At 36.5% G+C, this 17,750-nt stretch carries 17 protein-coding genes; 8 read left to right on the top strand and 9 right to left on the bottom strand.

Going from position 1 to position 17,750, the window contains the following annotated elements; translation table 11 throughout:
* Positions 1–67: 67 nt before the first annotated feature.
* Positions 68–298, top strand: a complete 231-nt coding sequence (locus C7H19_RS18340) for a hypothetical protein (protein ID WP_106458376.1) — start codon at positions 68–70, stop codon at positions 296–298.
* A gap of 224 nt (positions 299–522) precedes the next feature.
* Here the strand turns inward: C7H19_RS18340 and C7H19_RS18350 are convergent, their stop codons facing one another.
* Positions 523–1,701, bottom strand: coding sequence for an AI-2E family transporter (locus tag C7H19_RS18350; RefSeq protein ID WP_106458377.1), 1,179 nt, complete (start codon positions 1,699–1,701; stop codon positions 523–525).
* 208 nt (positions 1,702–1,909) lie between these two features.
* Positions 1,910–3,820 (bottom strand): DNA polymerase III subunit gamma/tau, encoded by a 1,911-nt coding sequence (locus tag C7H19_RS18360; RefSeq protein WP_106458379.1) that lies wholly within the window; start codon positions 3,818–3,820, stop codon positions 1,910–1,912.
* A 628-nt stretch (positions 3,821–4,448) separates the two neighbouring features.
* On the opposite strand from C7H19_RS18360, the gene C7H19_RS18365 reads away from it, so the two are divergent.
* Positions 4,449–5,990 (top strand): GAF domain-containing sensor histidine kinase, encoded by a 1,542-nt coding sequence (locus C7H19_RS18365; RefSeq protein ID WP_106458380.1) that lies wholly within the window; start codon positions 4,449–4,451, stop codon positions 5,988–5,990.
* Positions 5,991–6,096: 106 nt separating this feature from the next.
* Positions 6,097–6,321: a hypothetical protein gene (locus C7H19_RS18370; protein WP_106458381.1), complete on the top strand. Its 225-nt coding sequence runs from the start codon at positions 6,097–6,099 to the stop codon at positions 6,319–6,321.
* Here C7H19_RS18370 and C7H19_RS18375 read toward each other — a convergent pair.
* Entirely contained in the window at positions 6,306–6,776 is a 471-nt protein-coding gene (locus C7H19_RS18375; protein WP_106458440.1) for a DUF29 domain-containing protein, read from the bottom strand. The two genes, C7H19_RS18370 and C7H19_RS18375, sit on opposite strands and share 16 nt — an antisense overlap.
* A 91-nt stretch (positions 6,777–6,867) precedes the next feature.
* Here C7H19_RS18375 and C7H19_RS18380 point away from each other — a divergent pair, with 91 nt between their 5' ends.
* The gene (locus tag C7H19_RS18380) at positions 6,868–7,653 is read left to right on the top strand and encodes a glucosamine-6-phosphate deaminase (RefSeq protein ID WP_106458382.1); all 786 of its coding nucleotides are present in this window, start codon (positions 6,868–6,870) and stop codon (positions 7,651–7,653) included.
* Here C7H19_RS18380 and C7H19_RS18385 read toward each other — a convergent pair.
* Together C7H19_RS18385 and C7H19_RS18390 are read right to left on the bottom strand one after the other, a co-directional pair.
* Positions 7,639–8,037 carry a hypothetical protein gene (locus C7H19_RS18385; protein ID WP_106458383.1) on the bottom strand — a complete coding sequence of 133 codons (399 nt, stop codon included), beginning with the start codon at positions 8,035–8,037 and terminating at the stop codon, positions 7,639–7,641. The genes C7H19_RS18380 and C7H19_RS18385 overlap by 15 nt on opposite strands.
* A gap of 61 nt (positions 8,038–8,098) precedes the next feature.
* The gene (locus C7H19_RS18390) at positions 8,099–8,545 is read right to left on the bottom strand and encodes a hypothetical protein (RefSeq protein WP_106458384.1); all 447 of its coding nucleotides are present in this window, start codon (positions 8,543–8,545) and stop codon (positions 8,099–8,101) included.
* Between the two features lie 73 nt (positions 8,546–8,618).
* On the opposite strand from C7H19_RS18390, the gene C7H19_RS18395 reads away from it, so the two are divergent.
* The 3 genes from C7H19_RS18395 (at position 8,619) to ileS (ending at position 11,975) form a co-directional block, all read left to right on the top strand.
* Positions 8,619–8,861 (top strand): type II toxin-antitoxin system Phd/YefM family antitoxin, encoded by a 243-nt coding sequence (locus C7H19_RS18395; RefSeq protein WP_106458385.1) that lies wholly within the window; start codon positions 8,619–8,621, stop codon positions 8,859–8,861.
* Positions 8,858–8,995, top strand: coding sequence for a PIN domain-containing protein (locus C7H19_RS25370; RefSeq protein ID WP_146136548.1), 138 nt, complete (start codon positions 8,858–8,860; stop codon positions 8,993–8,995). The genes C7H19_RS18395 and C7H19_RS25370 overlap by 4 nt, the downstream gene beginning before the upstream one ends.
* Positions 8,996–9,095: 100 nt before the next feature.
* Positions 9,096–11,975, top strand: a complete 2,880-nt coding sequence (ileS, locus tag C7H19_RS18400) for an isoleucine--tRNA ligase (protein ID WP_106458386.1) — start codon at positions 9,096–9,098, stop codon at positions 11,973–11,975.
* A 253-nt stretch (positions 11,976–12,228) separates the two neighbouring features.
* Here the strand turns inward: ileS and vapC are convergent, their stop codons facing one another.
* Both vapC and C7H19_RS18410 read right to left on the bottom strand, forming a co-directional pair.
* On the bottom strand, positions 12,229–12,630 hold the full coding sequence (gene vapC, locus C7H19_RS18405; protein WP_106458387.1) for a type II toxin-antitoxin system tRNA(fMet)-specific endonuclease VapC: 402 nt from the start codon (positions 12,628–12,630) through the stop codon (positions 12,229–12,231).
* Complete coding sequence (locus C7H19_RS18410; RefSeq protein ID WP_106458388.1) at positions 12,627–12,863, bottom strand: hypothetical protein; 237 nt, start codon at positions 12,861–12,863, stop codon at positions 12,627–12,629. The genes vapC and C7H19_RS18410 overlap by 4 nt, the downstream gene beginning before the upstream one ends.
* 146 nt (positions 12,864–13,009) lie before the next feature.
* Between C7H19_RS18410 and C7H19_RS18415 the strand changes: the two genes are divergently transcribed.
* Positions 13,010–13,366: a hypothetical protein gene (locus C7H19_RS18415; protein ID WP_106458389.1), complete on the top strand. Its 357-nt coding sequence runs from the start codon at positions 13,010–13,012 to the stop codon at positions 13,364–13,366.
* 442 nt (positions 13,367–13,808) lie between these two features.
* On the opposite strand, the gene C7H19_RS18420 is transcribed toward C7H19_RS18415, so the two are convergent.
* Positions 13,809–14,171: a hypothetical protein gene (locus C7H19_RS18420; protein WP_106458390.1), complete on the bottom strand. Its 363-nt coding sequence runs from the start codon at positions 14,169–14,171 to the stop codon at positions 13,809–13,811.
* A 90-nt stretch (positions 14,172–14,261) separates the two neighbouring features.
* The gene (locus C7H19_RS18425) at positions 14,262–17,747 is read right to left on the bottom strand and encodes a type ISP restriction/modification enzyme (protein ID WP_106458391.1); all 3,486 of its coding nucleotides are present in this window, start codon (positions 17,745–17,747) and stop codon (positions 14,262–14,264) included.
* Positions 17,748–17,750: the final 3 nt, after the last annotated feature.

Consider the following 17,750-nt stretch of genomic DNA (forward strand, 5'->3'; position numbering starts at 1 on the left):
AATTTTTACCTACTAGCAACAACTAGAGCCACTAAAAGCTTACCACAAATATACAATTAATTATGCATTGTTACTTATTAATAAATCCGTAAAGTGGCTAGACAAACAATTTACTAACCAAGACTATAGATACAAAACAGGTGGACCTCCTCCTGTTTGGTCTGAAGATGGTATTGCTACCGTATACTACCATCAGCCTATATGGTCAGAGGACGTACTCATGCGAGATGCTGAGAAAATTGAGAATGAAGGGGCAGTTACTCGTTATGTTCTTCCCGCAGGAGTTTACGGTATTTGATTGTTAGTATAGTCCGTAATTAATATATAATTGTGCTGGTTAAGATGTAACCGTATGCGTAATAACTCAAAAACGTTCTACTGTGTCATAATTTGAGCTAATAATTCTGGTGCAATCCGAAATCCAGCTTCATTGATCAAATTGTCAATAACAGGCTGTAATGATTCGAGTTCACCTAGCTATTTAGCCCGAAGCAGAATTCCCTTAAACAAAACTCAGGTTAATTATTTAACGATTTTCTGATATTCCTCTGATCTAGGCAGTTTTTCCGATTCTGAATGAATTTCTGGCTCTAATAATCTTTCTCCATGAGGCGCACTACGGACAACTTTTAACGCTTCTTTAATCATAACTGCCATTGGAATAGCAACAATCACCCCCAAAAGTCCACCAACTCTAGCCCCAGTCAACAGAGAAACCAACACCCAAAAAGGATTTAAACCCGTAACACTGCCTAGAATACGGGGGGCGATCCCATTTTCGACAATTTGCTGTACCACTAAAGCAACAGCTAACATTTGTAAACCGGCACCAATATCACGCAAAGCGACTAAGGAAGTAAAAGAAATAATGCCAACTGTACCCCCAAAGGGAATTAAAGCCATTACGCCAATGGTTAAACCAAATAGTAAACCAAAAGGAATTTTTAATAATACAAAACCCGTAACAAGACCGATCGCCATACAGGTCGCACTAACAGTTTGTCCTAAAAAATAGTTTTGAAAACTGAGACGTAAAGTTAATGAAAAAGGTTTTTGAGCTTTTTTCGGCAACCATTCAACTAAACTTGACCAAACCGTTTGACCATGTAGTAATAAATATAAAGTTAAAAAGATAACCAATAAAACATCAACAACTTTAACCAGTGTAAAAACTGTAAAATTTAAAGCTAAATTTAAGGTTTTTCCCGCTAAATTCTGTAATTCGTTTCCCAGTTGGCTATTAATTTGGGTAATTAAACCATCAAAATGAACAGGTAAACCCCATGTTTCCGCTTGTTGTTCCAGTTTCATTAACTGTCGTTGTCCAGAATCTAACCACTCTGGTAAACGAGCGACTAATTGTTGTGCTTGGGTAAAAACCAAAGGAAGTAAAATTACTGTAACTGCTAAAAGAATTAGCAAAGTTGTAAAAAAAACTAAAACTGCTGCTTGTCCTCGTTTTAGACCTTTTGATTCTAACCAATCTACAGGATAACTGAGTAAAAAAGAAAAAACAGAAGCAACTAATAAAATAACAAATAAAGATTCAAAATAACCGAAAATAGCTGATAAAGCCCAAATATTTAAGACCAGTAAAGGAGCAGCAAGGGCTAAAATCAGGAGACGGGAAGTAAAGTTAAGCGTTTCCCATCGCGTTTGTAGCCAACTAGGTTTATGGGTGGGGGAGTTAGAAGCGGCCATAAGAATCGATTTACAATAATGTCTTAATTTATATCTAGCATATTCAGTTTTTTGACAACAATGTAACACCCCAAAGCTTTAAGATGCTCAATATTGATCTTATTGTCGTCGTGTCCACATTCCTTGTAATCCTCTAGTAGGAGAATTGGGCTGTATTTCTCAAGGATCATTAAGATTGTCATCCTACTATTGTGCGTTGTTTTGACCACTAGAATTCGAGATCTTCCTCATCTTCAAGATCGGTCACTTTTATAATACGATTTACAATAAGGGGTTTATCAGGTGATTCGTTTATTGTCACGGTTGTTGAGTCTTCGTTTACAGTTTCTTCATCTTCTGTAACTTTAGAATTCATGACAACAATTTCACCATTAAAAACTTTAGCTAAATTCTGAGCCACCGAATGCAGTTCAGTCGGTGAATAGTCAGTCTCTTTAGATTGTGGCAGATCAGGCGTTTTCGGTTCAATAACAGTAGAATTAGGTTTTGGGACTGAAGTAACAAACGGTTGTTCTATTTTTGGCTTGGGTTGAAGGGTTGAACTACCATTTTGACTGACTGTAACTGGGGTAACGGGTTCGGGTGTTTTTTTGGGTGTAGATGGGGTTGAAGTTTCTGCAATCTTGGTTTGAGTCTTTGATGAAGCTAATCGTACTTTGACTTTAATCGGTTGACGACAAACTTTAGTAAAAGCTTCTTCTATCATAGTGATTCTTTGTCGAGCTAATGTTACTAAAGCTTCCGAGACCATGCTCATTTCAGCAACAGAACCCTCTAAACTCAGTAATGCTCCATATTCTTTGAGTAAACTATGATTTATTGGTTGCACAACTTTAATAACTTGTTGCCAAATTTGGTCTAAATTTAGTTCTTGATGAGTTGATGTTGGTTCGGGTTCGGGTTCAGATTTAACGGGTTTTACGACTGGAACTGGAGTAGCTACGGGTTCAGGTTTTGGGGATGGAGTAACGATCGGTTTTGTTGTTACAGTAGAAGGAGTCGCCACTAGAATAGATGTCGTCGTAACGGTTTGTCTTGGAATTAGACCTAAAAGAGTTACTTCTAGCCAGAGACGGGGCTGAGTGGTGTTTTTGAGTTGGGTTTCACTATCTTTAAGGTGTTGTTGTCCTCTAAGAATTTCTTGAAGATCCCATGAAGATGCTTCTGTACAAAGATTTTGCCAAGTTGGGGCGGTAACGGCTACAAGATCTGGACGATGAGGGGCGGTTTGAGCAATCAGTAAATTAAGATAAAAATTAGCCAAGTTTTGTAAGACCACTAAGGGTTCACGTCCTCGGTTCATTAAATGACGACATTGATCAATAATGCTTTCTGGATCTTTGGAGTGAATGGCTTGTAAGAGGGTTAATAAATCTCGTTCGGGAACTGCGCCGACTAATTCCCAGACTTTTTCGGGTGTAATCGTTCCAGAAAGTAAGCTAAGTTGGTCGAGTAAGCTTTCTGCATCTCTGAGTCCACCGTTAGCTATTTGAGCGACTAATGTAACGGCTTCTGGATCGATCGCAATGTCTTCTAGATGAGCAATTTTACTCAGATGATCAACCATATCTTGTAAAGGAATTCGTCGATAATCAAAGCGTTGACAGCGTGAAATAATTGTTGGTAAAACTCGTTGTGGGTCGGTGGTAGCGAGAACAAAAATAACGCGATCGGGCGGTTCTTCGAGGGTCTTCAGCAGAGCATTAAACGCCGCCGTACTGAGCATATGACACTCGTCTATCACATAGACTTTATAGCGACACTGAACGGGGGCAAATTGCGATCGCTCGATGATCTCTCTTATATTATCGACCCCTGTATTACTAGCTGCATCAATTTCGATGACATCTAAGGCGGAACCATTGGCGATCGCACGACACACCTCACATTGTCCACAAGGGATCGGTGTTGGCACATCTGACGCTAAACAGTTCAAAGATTTGGCTAAAATACGGGCTGAGGAAGTTTTCCCAGTTCCTCTGGGGCCTGTAAATAAGTAAGCAGGAGCTATCCGACGACTGAGAAGCGCATTATTTAAGGTTTTGGCGATCGCATCTTGTCCCACTAAGTCCCCGAAGGTTTGCGGACGATATTTATGATGTAGGGGTTCGTATACCATCTTTGTCAAGTGCCGAGAATGATGATCAAAATAGAATGTGATTCGTTCTGGCGGTTTTCTATCATAACGAGAATTTTCCCAAACGAGATGATGATATTATTTTAGTGCGCTTTCGTCTAAAATAGAACAATTGTATCGTTTTGATGAACTTTATTATAGCTTCACAAATCAAGTCACTAAATTTACTGAAAATCAGCGATCGCGCTTAATCGATTTCGTGTTCCAATTTCAGTGAATGACGACTTGCTTTAAAAGAGATTTGCCATAAAGTCCGTATTTAATCAACTAAATTACACTTTTTTGGTCATTATTTTGTCAATTAGGAAAATAACGATACAGTCTAGTCAAGTAAAAATAATTTCAGTAAAATTAAGGTTGTTCTTGTTAGATTAATCGGATTCATTACTAAACTTTGCGTAAAAATAGGGATAAATGAAAGATTAGCTAGATTTTTTGCGAAAAATGTTTATTAATTCCGTAAATTGGGAACTGTAGAGTTAGCAGTACAAAAAAATTTTACTCTAGAGACGTTTCTATCAGTTATACAAGATAGAAATCAGCGATCGCATAGGGTAGGATCTGCTGACAAAAACCCGATTAATCGAGGCCAAGTGGGAAAGGTAAGGCAATGCAAGGACAAAAAAATAATTCAGGGGTAGAAGTAAATATGCCAAATCCAATGAGTAGACTTTTTTGCCGTTTAGATGGCCTTACTCCAGACGTTCGAGAACAACAGCGAGTCAACAAACTTAAGAATTTTGGCTTATTAGAAACTGATACGGTTCCAGTATTTGACGAAGCAACCCAAATGGCTGCTCGTTTTCTGGGAACACCAATCTGTATCTTAGGAATGATGGTTTATGACAATCTTTGGCTCAAATCTGCCGTAGGATTATCCCAACTTGGTTTAATGAATCAAATTGCCTCATCTCGTAAAATTATCAGAATAGAGGCTTTTTGTACTTATGTTGTTGATAGTGAGCAAGTGCTTCTTATTGATGATACTTATAGTAATGTCGTTTTTGCAGGAAGTCTTTTAACCCAACATTATAATATCCGTTCTTATTTAGGTACTCCTTTAGTAACAAGTGAGGGACAATGTATTGGTACATTAGCCGTTATGGATTTAATACCTCGTCAATTTACTATAAAAGATTTAGAATTTTTAACTCTTACAGCTAGGTGGTGTTTACGAGAATTTGAACGAGATTATTTAGCGCAAACCCATTCTTCATTAAAAAATGAATTACTTAATTTAAAAGCAGCAAAAGAAGAAAATACTTATTCATCTTTACCAACTGAACAATCTACAGCCAAACCCGAACTTAATTACTCAATTGGTGAAATAAAACTACGACTATTAAGAGGATTAATACAAGAATTAAGAACTCCTTTAACATCCGTAATAGGAATGTCTAGCATTCTTCATAGTGAAGTTTTTGGTCAACTGAGTAGTAAACAAAAAGACTATCTAAAAATTATTCATGAGAGTGGCAATCAAATGACTTCTTTAGTCGATGAAATTATTAAATTAGGAACAATAGAGGAAAACAATTCACAATTAGATTTAACCCCTGTTAATGTTGAAATGATCTGTCAACAGATTCTTAATGATCTATCGGAAATAGCTCAACAGAAACGACAAGATTTAAGACTTTCTGTCGAACCAGGTAAAGGAACATGGCTATTAGATAAAGATAAAATTAAACAAGCTTTGTATTATTTAATAATCAGTGTTTTAGAATCTTCCGAATCGGGTGGCGAAGTTAGAGTGCATATTTCAAGACGGAATAATACACTTAATATTGCGATTTGGGTATCTCATCCTTGGTTAGGAGATGGTTTACCTCAAATTACTTTTCATCCCTCACTTGTTACCAATGGGCTATCATTAGAACTAGAGACATTAACCTCAGTCGTAACAGTAGATAAATTTGATAGTTACTCAGAAAACCAAGTAATTAGTACAAGCTCAATTGAAGCAAATCTTAATCGATTTAAAGAAATCAATCCACACCACACACAAGAAAATCCACAAGCTCTTTTAGGATTATTATTAGGATGTTATTTAGCCGAAAATCATGGCGGTAAAATTATGGTTCAAGGTTCCCCAGAGTCTGGATATCGCTACGTTTTGATGTTGCCCAAGATTGCTGTAGATGAAGTTTAGAGTTAGTTTAATGAAAAGTTTGCTATACTAATTATCACACACAGATAGAAATAATAAAACTCGTATTATAAGTGCTAGACAAGCAACACCAAAGGAGAAAAAAATTATGAACGAGGAAATTAAAAACGAATTAGAAGACGAACTTAGAGAAGAATATGATCTTAGTCAATTAACAGGGCAAGTTAGAGGGAAATATGTTGAGCGTTATCGTCAAGGTACTAATTTAGTTTTATTAGATCCCGATGTTGCTAAAGAGTTTCCAACACATGAATCTGTTAATCAAGCTTTACGGTTATTGATTAGATTAGCTAAATCTCAAGTTGTAAAATAAAAATCTTCATATAAAATTTGTTCGATTAAAAAAGGACAGACTATAGGATAATTGCTCTCTTCAGAAATTTGTACACCATATTTCCCTCGTTTACCTTCTTTAATTGCCAAATCACGACCATTTTGATAAGCTTTTTCTATGGCTATTGTTAGATAGTTTTTGAGTGAAGGTGTCTCTTTTAAATCGATTAAAACTCTCTTACGATGTTCATCAACTGAGTTATACCAACTATTTTTCATTGTGTCGGGTGCTTCTGCTTGTACTTTTAATTTAAGTAAATGAGCTAACAAAATCATTAAATTACTTTCTAAGGATTTTTTTTCGGATTTACCCAAATCAATTAATTCCTCGATTAAATGTTCAAAATCTAAATCTACAAATTCTCTTTGTTTAAGTTGTTCAATAGTCTTGTCTATCCACAGTTGATAATCTTGCTCGTACAAAGTTTGTTTCATAAATTTATCTAGAATCATCTATAAATGTTATTTGACTGATTATTGATTTTGTTAAAATTAGACAATAATTATATTTTAGATTAGTTCAACAATGCTTGTCAGCAATCTGCTAAAATCCCAATCTGTTGATCATTTATCAGTTAATGTTTATTCCAGTGAATTTGAACTCGCTCTAGGTGCTGCTCAAATCGTGAGAGAATACTTAATGAATATTCTAGACCAACAAACCGAAGCGAGAATACTTTTAGCGACAGGAAATACTCAGATACAATTTTTAGATGCGTTGATTGCTTTAGGTGGTGTAGACTGGTCACGTCTGGTATTATTTCATTTAGATGAATATCTGGGGATTAAAGCTGAGAATACCGCTAGTTTTTGTTATTATTTGCGAGAACGTGTCGAAAAAAAGGTTAAACCGAAACAATTTCATTACATAAAAGGTGATGCAACAGAACCGCTAACAGAATGCGATCGCTATGCTAATCTATTAAAAACACAACCCATAGATTTATGTTTCCTCGGTATCGGTCAGAATGGACATATCGCATTTAATGAACCCAGTGTCGCTAATTTTAATGATCCTCATTGGGTAAAATTAGTTAAATTAGAAGAGTCAACCCAACAGATACAAGTCAAACAGGGTTATTTTCCCAATCTTGATGCAGTTCCTCAATATGCTTATACTGTAACGATTCCCACAATTTTATCGTCTAAAAAAATAATTTGTTTAGCATCAGGAATAAACAAAGCAGGAATTGTTAAAACTGCGTTAGAAGAAGAGATTACCGTTTCTTATCCTGTCTCCATTTTACGCCGTCATCAGAATGCTCATTTATTTCTTGATGCTCATTCTGCTAGTTTATTACAAAATCGATGAAAATTGAGCATTAACGTGATAACTAATTAAATCTCCTTCCACAAAAAAGCTTAAACCATAATGACCAGGAGATAAATTTAATGATAATTGAGAACCGTACTCAATGGAATCAACGACAAAAGCTTGACCATTTTCAAACTTGACTAATTCAGTAATAACTTTAGGATCTGTGTTTATTTCTAAATGTAAACTTTTCTTAAGATTAAATTTCAGGCGATCGACACTATCATACACTTCTCTTTGATTGGTACCACCCAAAAACCCATTGACGCTAAATTGTTTCCCTGTAAGTGCGTTTCCTAAATTAATTGCTTTCTTCCAATTGTTACTTAAATCATATTGTTGATAGATATGGTTGTCTAAACCCGTGAGAAAGTCTTTCATATTGAACCCGTGACTAAATTATTTATAGGGTTCCCAAATGCGATCAAAAAACGATCGCTGATTATCGTATTTCGTCAATCAGTGCAGATTCGGTTAATTCTTGTAAATCTTGGTCTTCTGCGTAGATTTCTGCATATAGTTCGGCAGATTTCTCTAATTCTTGCCGTTCTTGGTCTAAATAATCATAAATTTGTTGCCAAAGCGATAAATACTTTTCTAAATTGAGTAAAAGGGCTATTTGATGACCATTTTGATTGATGACATACTGAAACTCATCTGTAGAATCAAATTGAGCAAGAACATTATTTAATAGATTATGATGCTCACTTAAATAAATTAAAACGCCTGTTTTTATACCATGCTTATTAACGACGAACTGCACTCCTGGTAACGGTTGAAGATTATTATTTTGATAAGCTTGATAAAATTTACCTCTAACTCCTCCACTAAAATCATATTCTTCTAACATTTCGGAATCTTGCTCAAAATCTCTCTCCGCTTTCGTCATATCTTGTTTTCGGCTAATTAAAATTTTTAGTATAATAAATTAAAAGTATATTTTAAAATAATTCTTTTTACAAATGTTTACTCAAAATATTGATATAGCCGAAGCTCAGATGAGCATCAAAGAATTACTATCGCTTCTAAAAGAAGATACAGAAATAGTATTAACTAATGGAAATATCCCCTTAGCGCGTTTACTGTCCATCAATCCATCTAATTCTAACTCTCCCCGAATACCAGACTTACATCCTAATGCGATTATCATGAGTGAAGATTTTGATGAACCGCTACCCGATGAATTTTGGTTAGGGGAAGAATGAAACTATTATTAGATACTTTCTATCATAAAGATCCGTTTGATCGTTTACTAATTGCTCAAACTAGATCAGAAGGAGCAGTATTAATAAGTCGTGATCCTGTATTTGAAAACTATCCTGTTACAGTTGAATGGTAAATATTGTTTTTCAGTCATTGAGCAAACCATCAATCCTGTAGCGACTTCTGACCGATACAATAAAAAAGAGTAAACCCTATAACGAACTTCTATTACAACTGTGACAGACGCAAAGAGTTACAAAGATACCGTAAACTTGCCCCAAACTAATTTTGATATGCGGGCGAATGCAACGAAGCGAGAACCAGAAATCCAAGAATTTTGGCAAGAAAACCAGATTTATGAGAAATTGTCACAGAATAACCTAGGTGATCTCTTCATTCTACACGATGGCCCACCCTATGCGAATGGTGCGTTACATATGGGTCATGCGCTCAACAAAATCCTCAAAGATATTATTAATAAATATAAGTTACTGCAAGGATACAAGGTTCGCTATGTACCAGGATGGGACTGTCACGGACTCCCGATCGAACTAAAAGTCCTGCAAAACATGAAAAAAGAAGAACGAGCGGGGTTAACCCCTCTTCAATTACGTCATAGGGCGCGTGATTTTGCCCTTGTGACGCAGAAAGAGCAGTGCGAAGGTTTTAAAAGGTATGGAGTGTGGGGAGACTGGGATCATCCCTATTTAACGATGAGTCCTCAATACGAGGCGGCACAAATTGGCGTTTTTGGAAAAATGGCACTGAAGGGTTATATTTATCGCGGACTAAAACCCGTTCACTGGAGTCCAAGTTCGCAAACGGCACTTGCTGAAGCAGAGTTAGAATATCCAGAGGGTCATACATCCAGAAGTGTTTATGCAGCGTTCCCCATCACTAAAGCGTCTACAGAAATTTTAACGCCGTTTCTCCCTGATTTGGGTGTAGCAATTTGGACTACGACTCCTTGGACATTACCAGGTAATTTAGCCGTTGCTTTAAATCCAGATCTGACTTACGCTGTAGTAGAAGTAGAGACGAGTCATGACACGTCTTTACAGAACAAATATCTTATCGTTGCAGAAGATTTAGTCGAAAAACTATCGGAAACCTTCAACACTTCTTTAACTGTAAAAGCAACCATTAAAGGAAAAGACTTAGAACATACGACCTATCGTCATCCACTTTTTGACCGAGAAAGTGAAATTGTGATCGGTGGTGATTATGTTACAACAGATTCGGGTACAGGTTTGGTTCATACCGCACCAGGACACGGACAAGAAGATTATATCGTAGGTCAGCGATACGGTTTACCTATTCTTTCTCCTGTCGATGATAAAGGGAATTTTACCGCAGAAGCTGGACAGTTCGAGGGTTTGAATGTTCTTAAAGATGCAAATGAAGTTATCATCAATGCACTTCAAGAAAAAGGATCTTTACTCAAAGAAGAACCCTATCAACACAAATATCCTTATGATTGGAGAACGAAAAAACCGACGATTTTCCGTGCGACTGAACAATGGTTCGCATCGGTTGAAGGGTTTAGAGATGAAGCATTAGCAGCAATTAAAACAGTAAAATGGATACCAGCACAAGGAGAAAATCGTATTACTCCTATGGTAAGCGATCGCTCTGATTGGTGCATCTCTCGTCAGCGTAGTTGGGGTGTTCCCATTCCAGTATTCTACGATGAAGCAACCAACGAACCTTTAATGACGGAAGAAACCATCAATCATGTACAAACTATTTTTGCAGAAAAAGGTTCTGATGCTTGGTGGGAACTCTCGGTAAATGAATTATTACCCGAAAGTTATCATAATAATGGACATACCTACCGCAAGGGTACGGATACAATGGATGTTTGGTTCGATTCTGGTTCTTCTTGGGCGGCGGTTGCGAATACCCGACCTGAGTTAAAATATCCAGTAGATATGTATTTGGAAGGATCTGATCAACATCGCGGATGGTTTCAGTCAAGTCTTTTAACCAGTGTTGCAGCGAATGGTATTGCACCTTATAAGACGGTTTTAACACATGGTTTTGTTTTGGATGAAAAAGGCCGTAAGATGAGTAAGTCTGAGGGTAATATTGTTGATCCTTTTAGTATCATCAACGGTGGGAAGGATCAGAAAAAAGAACCCGCTTACGGTGCAGATATTATCCGTTTATGGGTGTCTTCGGTAGATTATTCTTCTGATGTTCCCATTGGTCAAAATATCTTAAAACAATTAGTTGATGTTCGTAATAAAATTCGTAATACTGCTAAATTCTTACTCGGTAGTTTACACGATTTTGAGCCAGCAAAACACGCGGTTTCTTACAAAGAGTTACCAGAAATCGATCGATATATGTTGCATCGGATCTCAGAAGTTTTTACAGAGGTGACGGATGCTTATTCTAGTTTTCAGTTTTTCCGTTTTTTCCAAACTGTACAAAATTTCTGTGTAGTTGATTTGTCTAACTTTTATATCGATATTGCTAAAGATAGACTGTATATTTCTGATCTAAACTCCCCTCGTCGTCGCAGTTGTCAGACGGTTTATGCAATAGCACTCGAATGTTTAGCTAAAGCGATCGCTCCAGTATTATCTCATTTAGCTGAGGACATTTGGCAATATATCCCATACTCTACGGACTATTTATCTGTTTTTGAGTCAGGATGGGTAAAACTCGATCCCCAATGGAATAAACCAGAATTAGCCGTAAAATGGGCTAAATTCCGTCAAATTCGCACAGAAGTAAATAAAGTGATGGAACAAGCGCGAAATAATAAAATGATTGGTGCATCATTAGACGCAAAAACATTACTTTATGTGTCGGATCAAGAATTAAAACAACAGTTAGCGAGTTTTAATCCTACTGATAGTTTATCGGGTAATCGGGTTGATGAATTGCGTTATTTGTTTTTATCTTCCCAAGTCGAGTTAGTAGACTCCGTTGAAGCGATGGAAAAAGCAGACTATAAAGGGGAGTCGGATCTCGTTGCGGTGGGAGTTATCAAAGCAGATGGGGTAAAATGCGATCGATGTTGGAATTATTCGATTCATGTCGGGGAATTTCCTGATGATCCTACCATTTGTGAACGGTGTCACGAAGCATTACAAGGAAAGTTTTAATTAAAGGTTTAGGGTGTATTTTTTAATTGAATAGTGCATCCTATTCTTTACTTATCTTATACAAAATGAGAGGATTTTTATGAATACTACCAAAGAATTTATACAACCCTTGGATGGAAAAGAGAAAAAACTTAACCGTTATCAATTTTGGCAATCATCATCAACGTGACAAAATCAAGTTTTTAAACTATATATAAAACAAAGGTGTTGAGTATTTCCTTTTCTTTGCTCTCTGCGCCCGAACTCATGTTAATTAAACTTCCCAATCCTCAATTGTTAATCCTTCGACTCGACTAAATTCATCAACATTATGGGTGACTAAAATCAAGTTATGTGCCAAAGCGATCGCGGCAATTTGAAGGTCATAAACTCCAATTGGAGTACCATTAGCTGCTAAAAAAGCCCGAATATGACCACAGATGGCCGCCGCTTGACCGTCAAAGGGTAAACTAACAAACTCACTGAAAAACTCTCTCAAAGTAGCCAGATTTTCTTGTTGTCTTGAACTTCGATAAGCTCCATAGTAAAGCTCGTACTTGACCACATCACAAAGAGCTACATCGTCTGGTGATAAAGCATTTAAACGCTCTCTAACTGCTTGATTACGGCGATTAATATAGACAATACAAGTATTAGTATCCAACAGGTAAATCATGCTAAGGGTTCTCTTTGGGGGAACTCTCCTTGTGGTTCTCTGACCAATGGTTCACCAACCCAAGCCCCAAATGTCTTTTCAAAAAATCCAGGTGACCAGCTTCTTTTCTTTGTCTTGTCCACTGGCTGATAAATTACCACCACTTCTACCTCAGAGTCAGCTATTTTTTCTGGAAGCTTAATCTGTAACAATCCGTCATGATCAACGTGGGTTTTTAATTTAATACTTTCCATCTTATTCTCTCCAACAGATTTATATATACAAATTTTAAAACACAGGGTGGAAATCCCAGTCTAAATAGGGTGAAAACCGCTCTGTGTATGCTCTACAAGCCATTATGGAACAAGTATAATAGAAGAAGGTAAGAAAAGAGAGCAGCATGAAAATACAGCCATCAGTACTTGTTCACTTAGGTTACGGTAAGTACATTCGTTCGGATCAAGTTACAGCAGTGATCCCCGTAGATGAAGATAGAGGGCCAGGACGAAGAAGCTTTGTTTACGTTCAAGGTCAGTTACAACCTATTATAGCCTCTCGTGCTGAAGATACCCTAATCCGCGATTTGGTACAAGAACCCCAAGAAGTCACCCAAGCGCGTCAACAGCAAGAAATTCTACAAGATTTACTGTTAGAGTTAGGTCATGTCAATTCGACAGTACGACGCATCACCCGCGATGAGGGGGGTTTGGACTTAGAACGTTTAGAACAACGCATCCGTCAGGTTTTACCTGAATAACAGTTTCGACAGGGGTTAAAATCCCTGTTTTTTATATTAAATACTCCTAAATAATAATGCAAGATTAACAATTAATTGGGTAACGATTAGCACATTTGTACCGCCAGCAAAAGTATCGCCAGAGTACCGCCCGCCAGTACCGCCCGCCAGTACCGCCAGAGAATAAATTCTCTGTCTGATAGCCTAAGTCCATTAAAATGGACTAAAACTCCTTTGATACCAAATCTGCTATAAATCTTCTCCCCTATGCAACAATGATGTAGGGATTTAAAAACCAAATGAGCGTAAAATATAGGGTCCCCAGACCAAACCCCTACGCTTAATTAAAAGAGTCTTATTAAATCGGTTTTAGATGATTAGTCGGTTTTAACCGACTTCAGCTTTGAGACAGTGAATTCATTCACTGGCAATATTGATAATCTAACTTTCTTTAATCCATTATTTAAAATTGACCAACTTTTTTAATAAAATTATTTTGACTAGGTGGTAAAGCTTCTTGTGGTTTTGGAGATTCTTTTACTGTATTTGCCATAGATTCTAGTTTCTCTTTGGCTTTTTCTCTAGCTTTATCAATCATTTCGTTACTTTCTTCGTATTGTCCATAAGTATCTTTTGTTGTATCTTTTTGATTATCTTGGTCTATTTTCTCAGCAGCTTTTTCTACTTTTTGAGCCGCTTTTTCAGGATTAATTGTCTCAGCTAATACTTTTTCTGAGAAGCCAAAGTTATTTAAGAGAAGTGTAAAAAATAGAATGAAAGTTAAAACAATTCTGCTAATTCTTATACTTTTTAGCCACTTTTTCATAGATTATTCTTGATGTTTTAAATACTAACATCTCTTAGTCTAAAAACTTTAGTTGAATTTTTCCTCTATCTAACGAAAGGTTTTTGTATCTTACTTTTTATTCCAATCATAACTCAATTTTTTGACTTCTAAATAATTTTGGTCTAACTGCGATTCTAATAAAACAATAGCAGCGATGCGTCTTGTCATCTGAGAAACTTCTTTCACTTCTTCTGTTTTTAGAGAACGTCCTAAGAGTTTTTCTTCTCGATAACTAAGCCATTTTTTAATGACTTGATAACCACCGATGGTATATTTCCAAACTCGGATTGGAATATTTTTCCAATAAGCAATATCATTGAGATAAATATCACAAGTTGTTTTTCCTAAAAGATTGATTACGTCTTCTAATGTCATTCCTAAATCACTCGAACCTTGTTCAAATGCGTTGAGTTCTTCGGGTGTATATTCTCTTTCGATTATTTTACCTTTTCCTGGCATTGTTACGCCATTTTTGCCACCATGTCCCCATCCCGCAGTTATTTTTAGATCACCATGATCTGGGTTTAAGTTTCCTCCACCCATTCGAGAAATAACAGCAATAACTTTTAGTTCTGCTCTCAGTTTTGTTGTAACTCCTGATACAGAATTTTCGGTATCTAATAATGATGCAATTTGTTGACCTAATGTAGCAGATTCCAGTAATAATTCTTGGGTTTTAGGTAGAGGAATACGCGGAAAATCTTGACGAATTCCATCGGCATTTTCAGTGAGATATAGAGGTGAATATCCAATGGCTAAAGCGTTCATCCAAATTAATTCAGCTTCTTTTACATCTGTATCAAAATTGGTAATTTTTAGTTGATTTAGGTAATTTCGAGATTTTTCAGATAGATTGGCTTTTTGCGTAGTTTGGCTAAATTCTTCGGTATTAAAAAGTGATTCTTTTTGAGTGACATCACTATTTTTAATTACAGATTTTACTAAAATAGGAAAATGTCTGGAATGACCAGAAATACAATCATAATCACAAACTAAAGATGAAAAATAAAAAGGTATGCCTTCAAAAGATTTATCAGCAGTATCACGGGTTACAAAAAAAGAATTTTTTGTAATTCTTTGCTCTAGTAAATTTGGACTTGGTTCACTAAATAAAGGTCGTATGTTTTCAAGGTAACACCATCTAATATCAAAAGGCTTAAAAGGATATTTTACAATACATTTTTCATTATATTGGAACTCATTTAATATTTTTTGTCGAGCTTCAGAACCTATAATTCTATTTCCTGTCATCATTAAAGATGCGTATATAGCTCTAATTTCATTATCTGAAATTGATTTATCAAAGTAAGAATATAGCCGAGATGCTAAAACTTCTTTTTCTATGGAAATTAAGGCAAATCCGCGTCGCTCAACTGGGCCATTAAAAGGCAATATTTCCGATAAATCAGTTAACTTTGGCCACGCTAAATAATCTGCTTCTACATCGGAAGGACGAAAAGTATAACGATTTATAAAATCAGGAATAGCAATTTTATAATCATTACTAAACTCTTTAACATTCAAACTATCTAATAACTCTTGTCGCTTATTAATTCCCCAAAAATGCCGAAAATAAACATTAGGTTTCTCATTTCTTTTTTCCTTTCTCACCATCAACCCAATAGCTGTACCGACTCTAATTCCTTCTTTATTATATTGTGTTGAAAAAACACTTGGATCGGGTTTTCCTTCTGGGGTTAACTTACCCGTTTCCCGACTATCTCCATTCATAGAATCAAACCAAAGCTGATCAAATTCACTCAAAAATATTTGACGCATCACCACATAAGAAGGATCAGATAAATAAGAGAAATTAGAAATATAACAAACAACACCTTTCCCCGTATTCTCAGAAATACATCTCTCTGCTAATCTAAAAAATCTAACATACAAATCATCTAAATTAAACTTCTTAATTCCCCACTCAGAAATTAACCCTTTTTTATACGCTTCTACTAACCCATCTTCTTCTACTGGACTTGTTCCCGCAAACGCATTATAAGGAGGATTTCCTAAAATAACTAAAATAGGTTTTCCTTGTTTTACCTCGTCTGCTGCTTCTCGTTCTTTGTTCAATTCAGGGAAAGTTAATTCTAATTGTTGTATCGTTTTTTTCGCTTCTTCATTTGAAGGTTGCCAACCGGTTAAAGCATTCGTTAAATATACTCCTACTCGTTCTGTTTCTTCTACTAAAGGAACACCCAAAGCTTGTAAACATAATCCTAATTGTAGATGTGCTACAACAAAAGGAGCGGTTAGAATTTCAAATCCAAATACTCTTTTTATCGCTGCTTGTTTGACTTCCGACATCGCTAACGCACCTTCTCCCTTTTCCTCCAAAGTGTTAGCAATGTGTCGTAAAACTTCGACTAAATACGCACCAGTTCCACAACAAGGATCTAAAATATAAACATTAGGATTCGCTAACCCGTCTTCAATTTCCAATTCTTCTCGTAATACTGTATCGACACGAGAAACCATGTATTTAACGATTTCGGGTGGAGTGTACCAAACTCCTAAATCTTTGCGTAATTCTGGATCAAATGCTTGCAAAAAAGGTTCATAAAAATACTGTACCGCTTGTCCTTCATCAAAAGTATTAAAAAATTCATCTCGTCTCACTCTGTTTAATGCGGAACCTGTCCAGTTTAATACTTCTACTAACCCTAATGCTTTAAGTTTACTAGGGGCGGCAATTTGTTCAAACAAGGCCGATAGCATGGGAACATGGAGATAATACGCGGCCGTTTTCCAGTCGAATTGATCCTGACGATTTGGGTTCTCTTTATGCCATAGCACCCATGCTGAAAAAATGCCATAGAACAGGGTTTGCACGAGCGTAGAACGAAAGAAACGCGATCCTTGTTCATTTTGGAACTTAATTCCTAATGCGTCTTCTAGGGCTTTACGAATGTTACTCAGTGCCGATAAATGTGCCTGTTGTTCTAAGCGAGATTTTGCGTCTCTTGCATAGGAAGCGAGAAACCAAGCGACATCAGAAGGGGATGAGATAGACGCAGTTTGTAACATGACTCGTTTCAGGTATTCTGTGAAACGTTCTTCATGTTCTTGGGCAAATTGACGCGAGTTTGCTGTTTTTTTCCAGAATTCGGTCTCTGTTGCAGCTAAAGAATATTGTTCTAATTCGATGCGGTTTCCTTGGTGATCTTTTCCCAATAAGAGAAAATCCCGATAATTGGTGACTAAAATTTGTCCGTATTTTTGCCAGTATTTTTGTACTTGTTCGCTGTCCGCAATTTTTTTGACATCTTCCTTGGTTCCCTTAATTTCGATGACTCCTCTTTCAGGGAAAATTATTTTAAAAGGTTCATCGTCTGCATTTTTCCGAAATTGGTTTGCACTAAATAACCCCCCATCGGGTAAACCTGCACCTTGGTTTCTCAGGTTGATGATACAGCGAACTTTCGGTTTAAGCGTTTTTCCAATTTCGTTGAGTAAGGTTTCTAAGGTTCCATAATAAGAGGTTTCTTTTACCCCTGCTTGAGAAAGATAAATTTCATGCAGGTTACAAAGATATGTTTCAAAAAGAGTCATAGA

Origin of the sequence: Aphanothece hegewaldii CCALA 016 (genome assembly GCF_003007785.1) — a bacterium.
Taxonomy (GTDB): domain Bacteria; phylum Cyanobacteriota; class Cyanobacteriia; order Cyanobacteriales; family Microcystaceae; genus Chroococcus; species Chroococcus hegewaldii.

What these genes read in the sequence shown, in the direction of transcription:
- C7H19_RS18350 (WP_106458377.1), bottom strand. Translation starts at nt 1,701, where the DNA reads ATGGCCGCTTCTAACTCCCCCACCCATAAACCTAGTTGGCTACAAACG.
- C7H19_RS18360 (WP_106458379.1), bottom strand. Translation starts at nt 3,820, where the DNA reads ATGGTATACGAACCCCTACATCATAAATATCGTCCGCAAACCTTCGGG.
- C7H19_RS18365 (WP_106458380.1), top strand. Translation starts at nt 4,449, where the DNA reads ATGCAAGGACAAAAAAATAATTCAGGGGTAGAAGTAAATATGCCAAAT.
- C7H19_RS18370 (WP_106458381.1), top strand. Translation starts at nt 6,097, where the DNA reads ATGAACGAGGAAATTAAAAACGAATTAGAAGACGAACTTAGAGAAGAA.
- C7H19_RS18375 (WP_106458440.1), bottom strand. Translation starts at nt 6,776, where the DNA reads ATGAAACAAACTTTGTACGAGCAAGATTATCAACTGTGGATAGACAAG.
- C7H19_RS18380 (WP_106458382.1), top strand. Translation starts at nt 6,868, where the DNA reads ATGCTTGTCAGCAATCTGCTAAAATCCCAATCTGTTGATCATTTATCA.
- C7H19_RS18385 (WP_106458383.1), bottom strand. Translation starts at nt 8,037, where the DNA reads ATGAAAGACTTTCTCACGGGTTTAGACAACCATATCTATCAACAATAT.
- C7H19_RS18390 (WP_106458384.1), bottom strand. Translation starts at nt 8,545, where the DNA reads ATGACGAAAGCGGAGAGAGATTTTGAGCAAGATTCCGAAATGTTAGAA.
- C7H19_RS18395 (WP_106458385.1), top strand. Translation starts at nt 8,619, where the DNA reads ATGTTTACTCAAAATATTGATATAGCCGAAGCTCAGATGAGCATCAAA.
- C7H19_RS25370 (WP_146136548.1), top strand. Translation starts at nt 8,858, where the DNA reads ATGAAACTATTATTAGATACTTTCTATCATAAAGATCCGTTTGATCGT.
- vapC (WP_106458387.1), bottom strand. Translation starts at nt 12,630, where the DNA reads ATGATTTACCTGTTGGATACTAATACTTGTATTGTCTATATTAATCGC.
- C7H19_RS18410 (WP_106458388.1), bottom strand. Translation starts at nt 12,863, where the DNA reads ATGGAAAGTATTAAATTAAAAACCCACGTTGATCATGACGGATTGTTA.
- C7H19_RS18415 (WP_106458389.1), top strand. Translation starts at nt 13,010, where the DNA reads ATGAAAATACAGCCATCAGTACTTGTTCACTTAGGTTACGGTAAGTAC.
- C7H19_RS18420 (WP_106458390.1), bottom strand. Translation starts at nt 14,171, where the DNA reads ATGAAAAAGTGGCTAAAAAGTATAAGAATTAGCAGAATTGTTTTAACT.
- C7H19_RS18425 (WP_106458391.1), bottom strand. Translation starts at nt 17,747, where the DNA reads ATGACTCTTTTTGAAACATATCTTTGTAACCTGCATGAAATTTATCTT.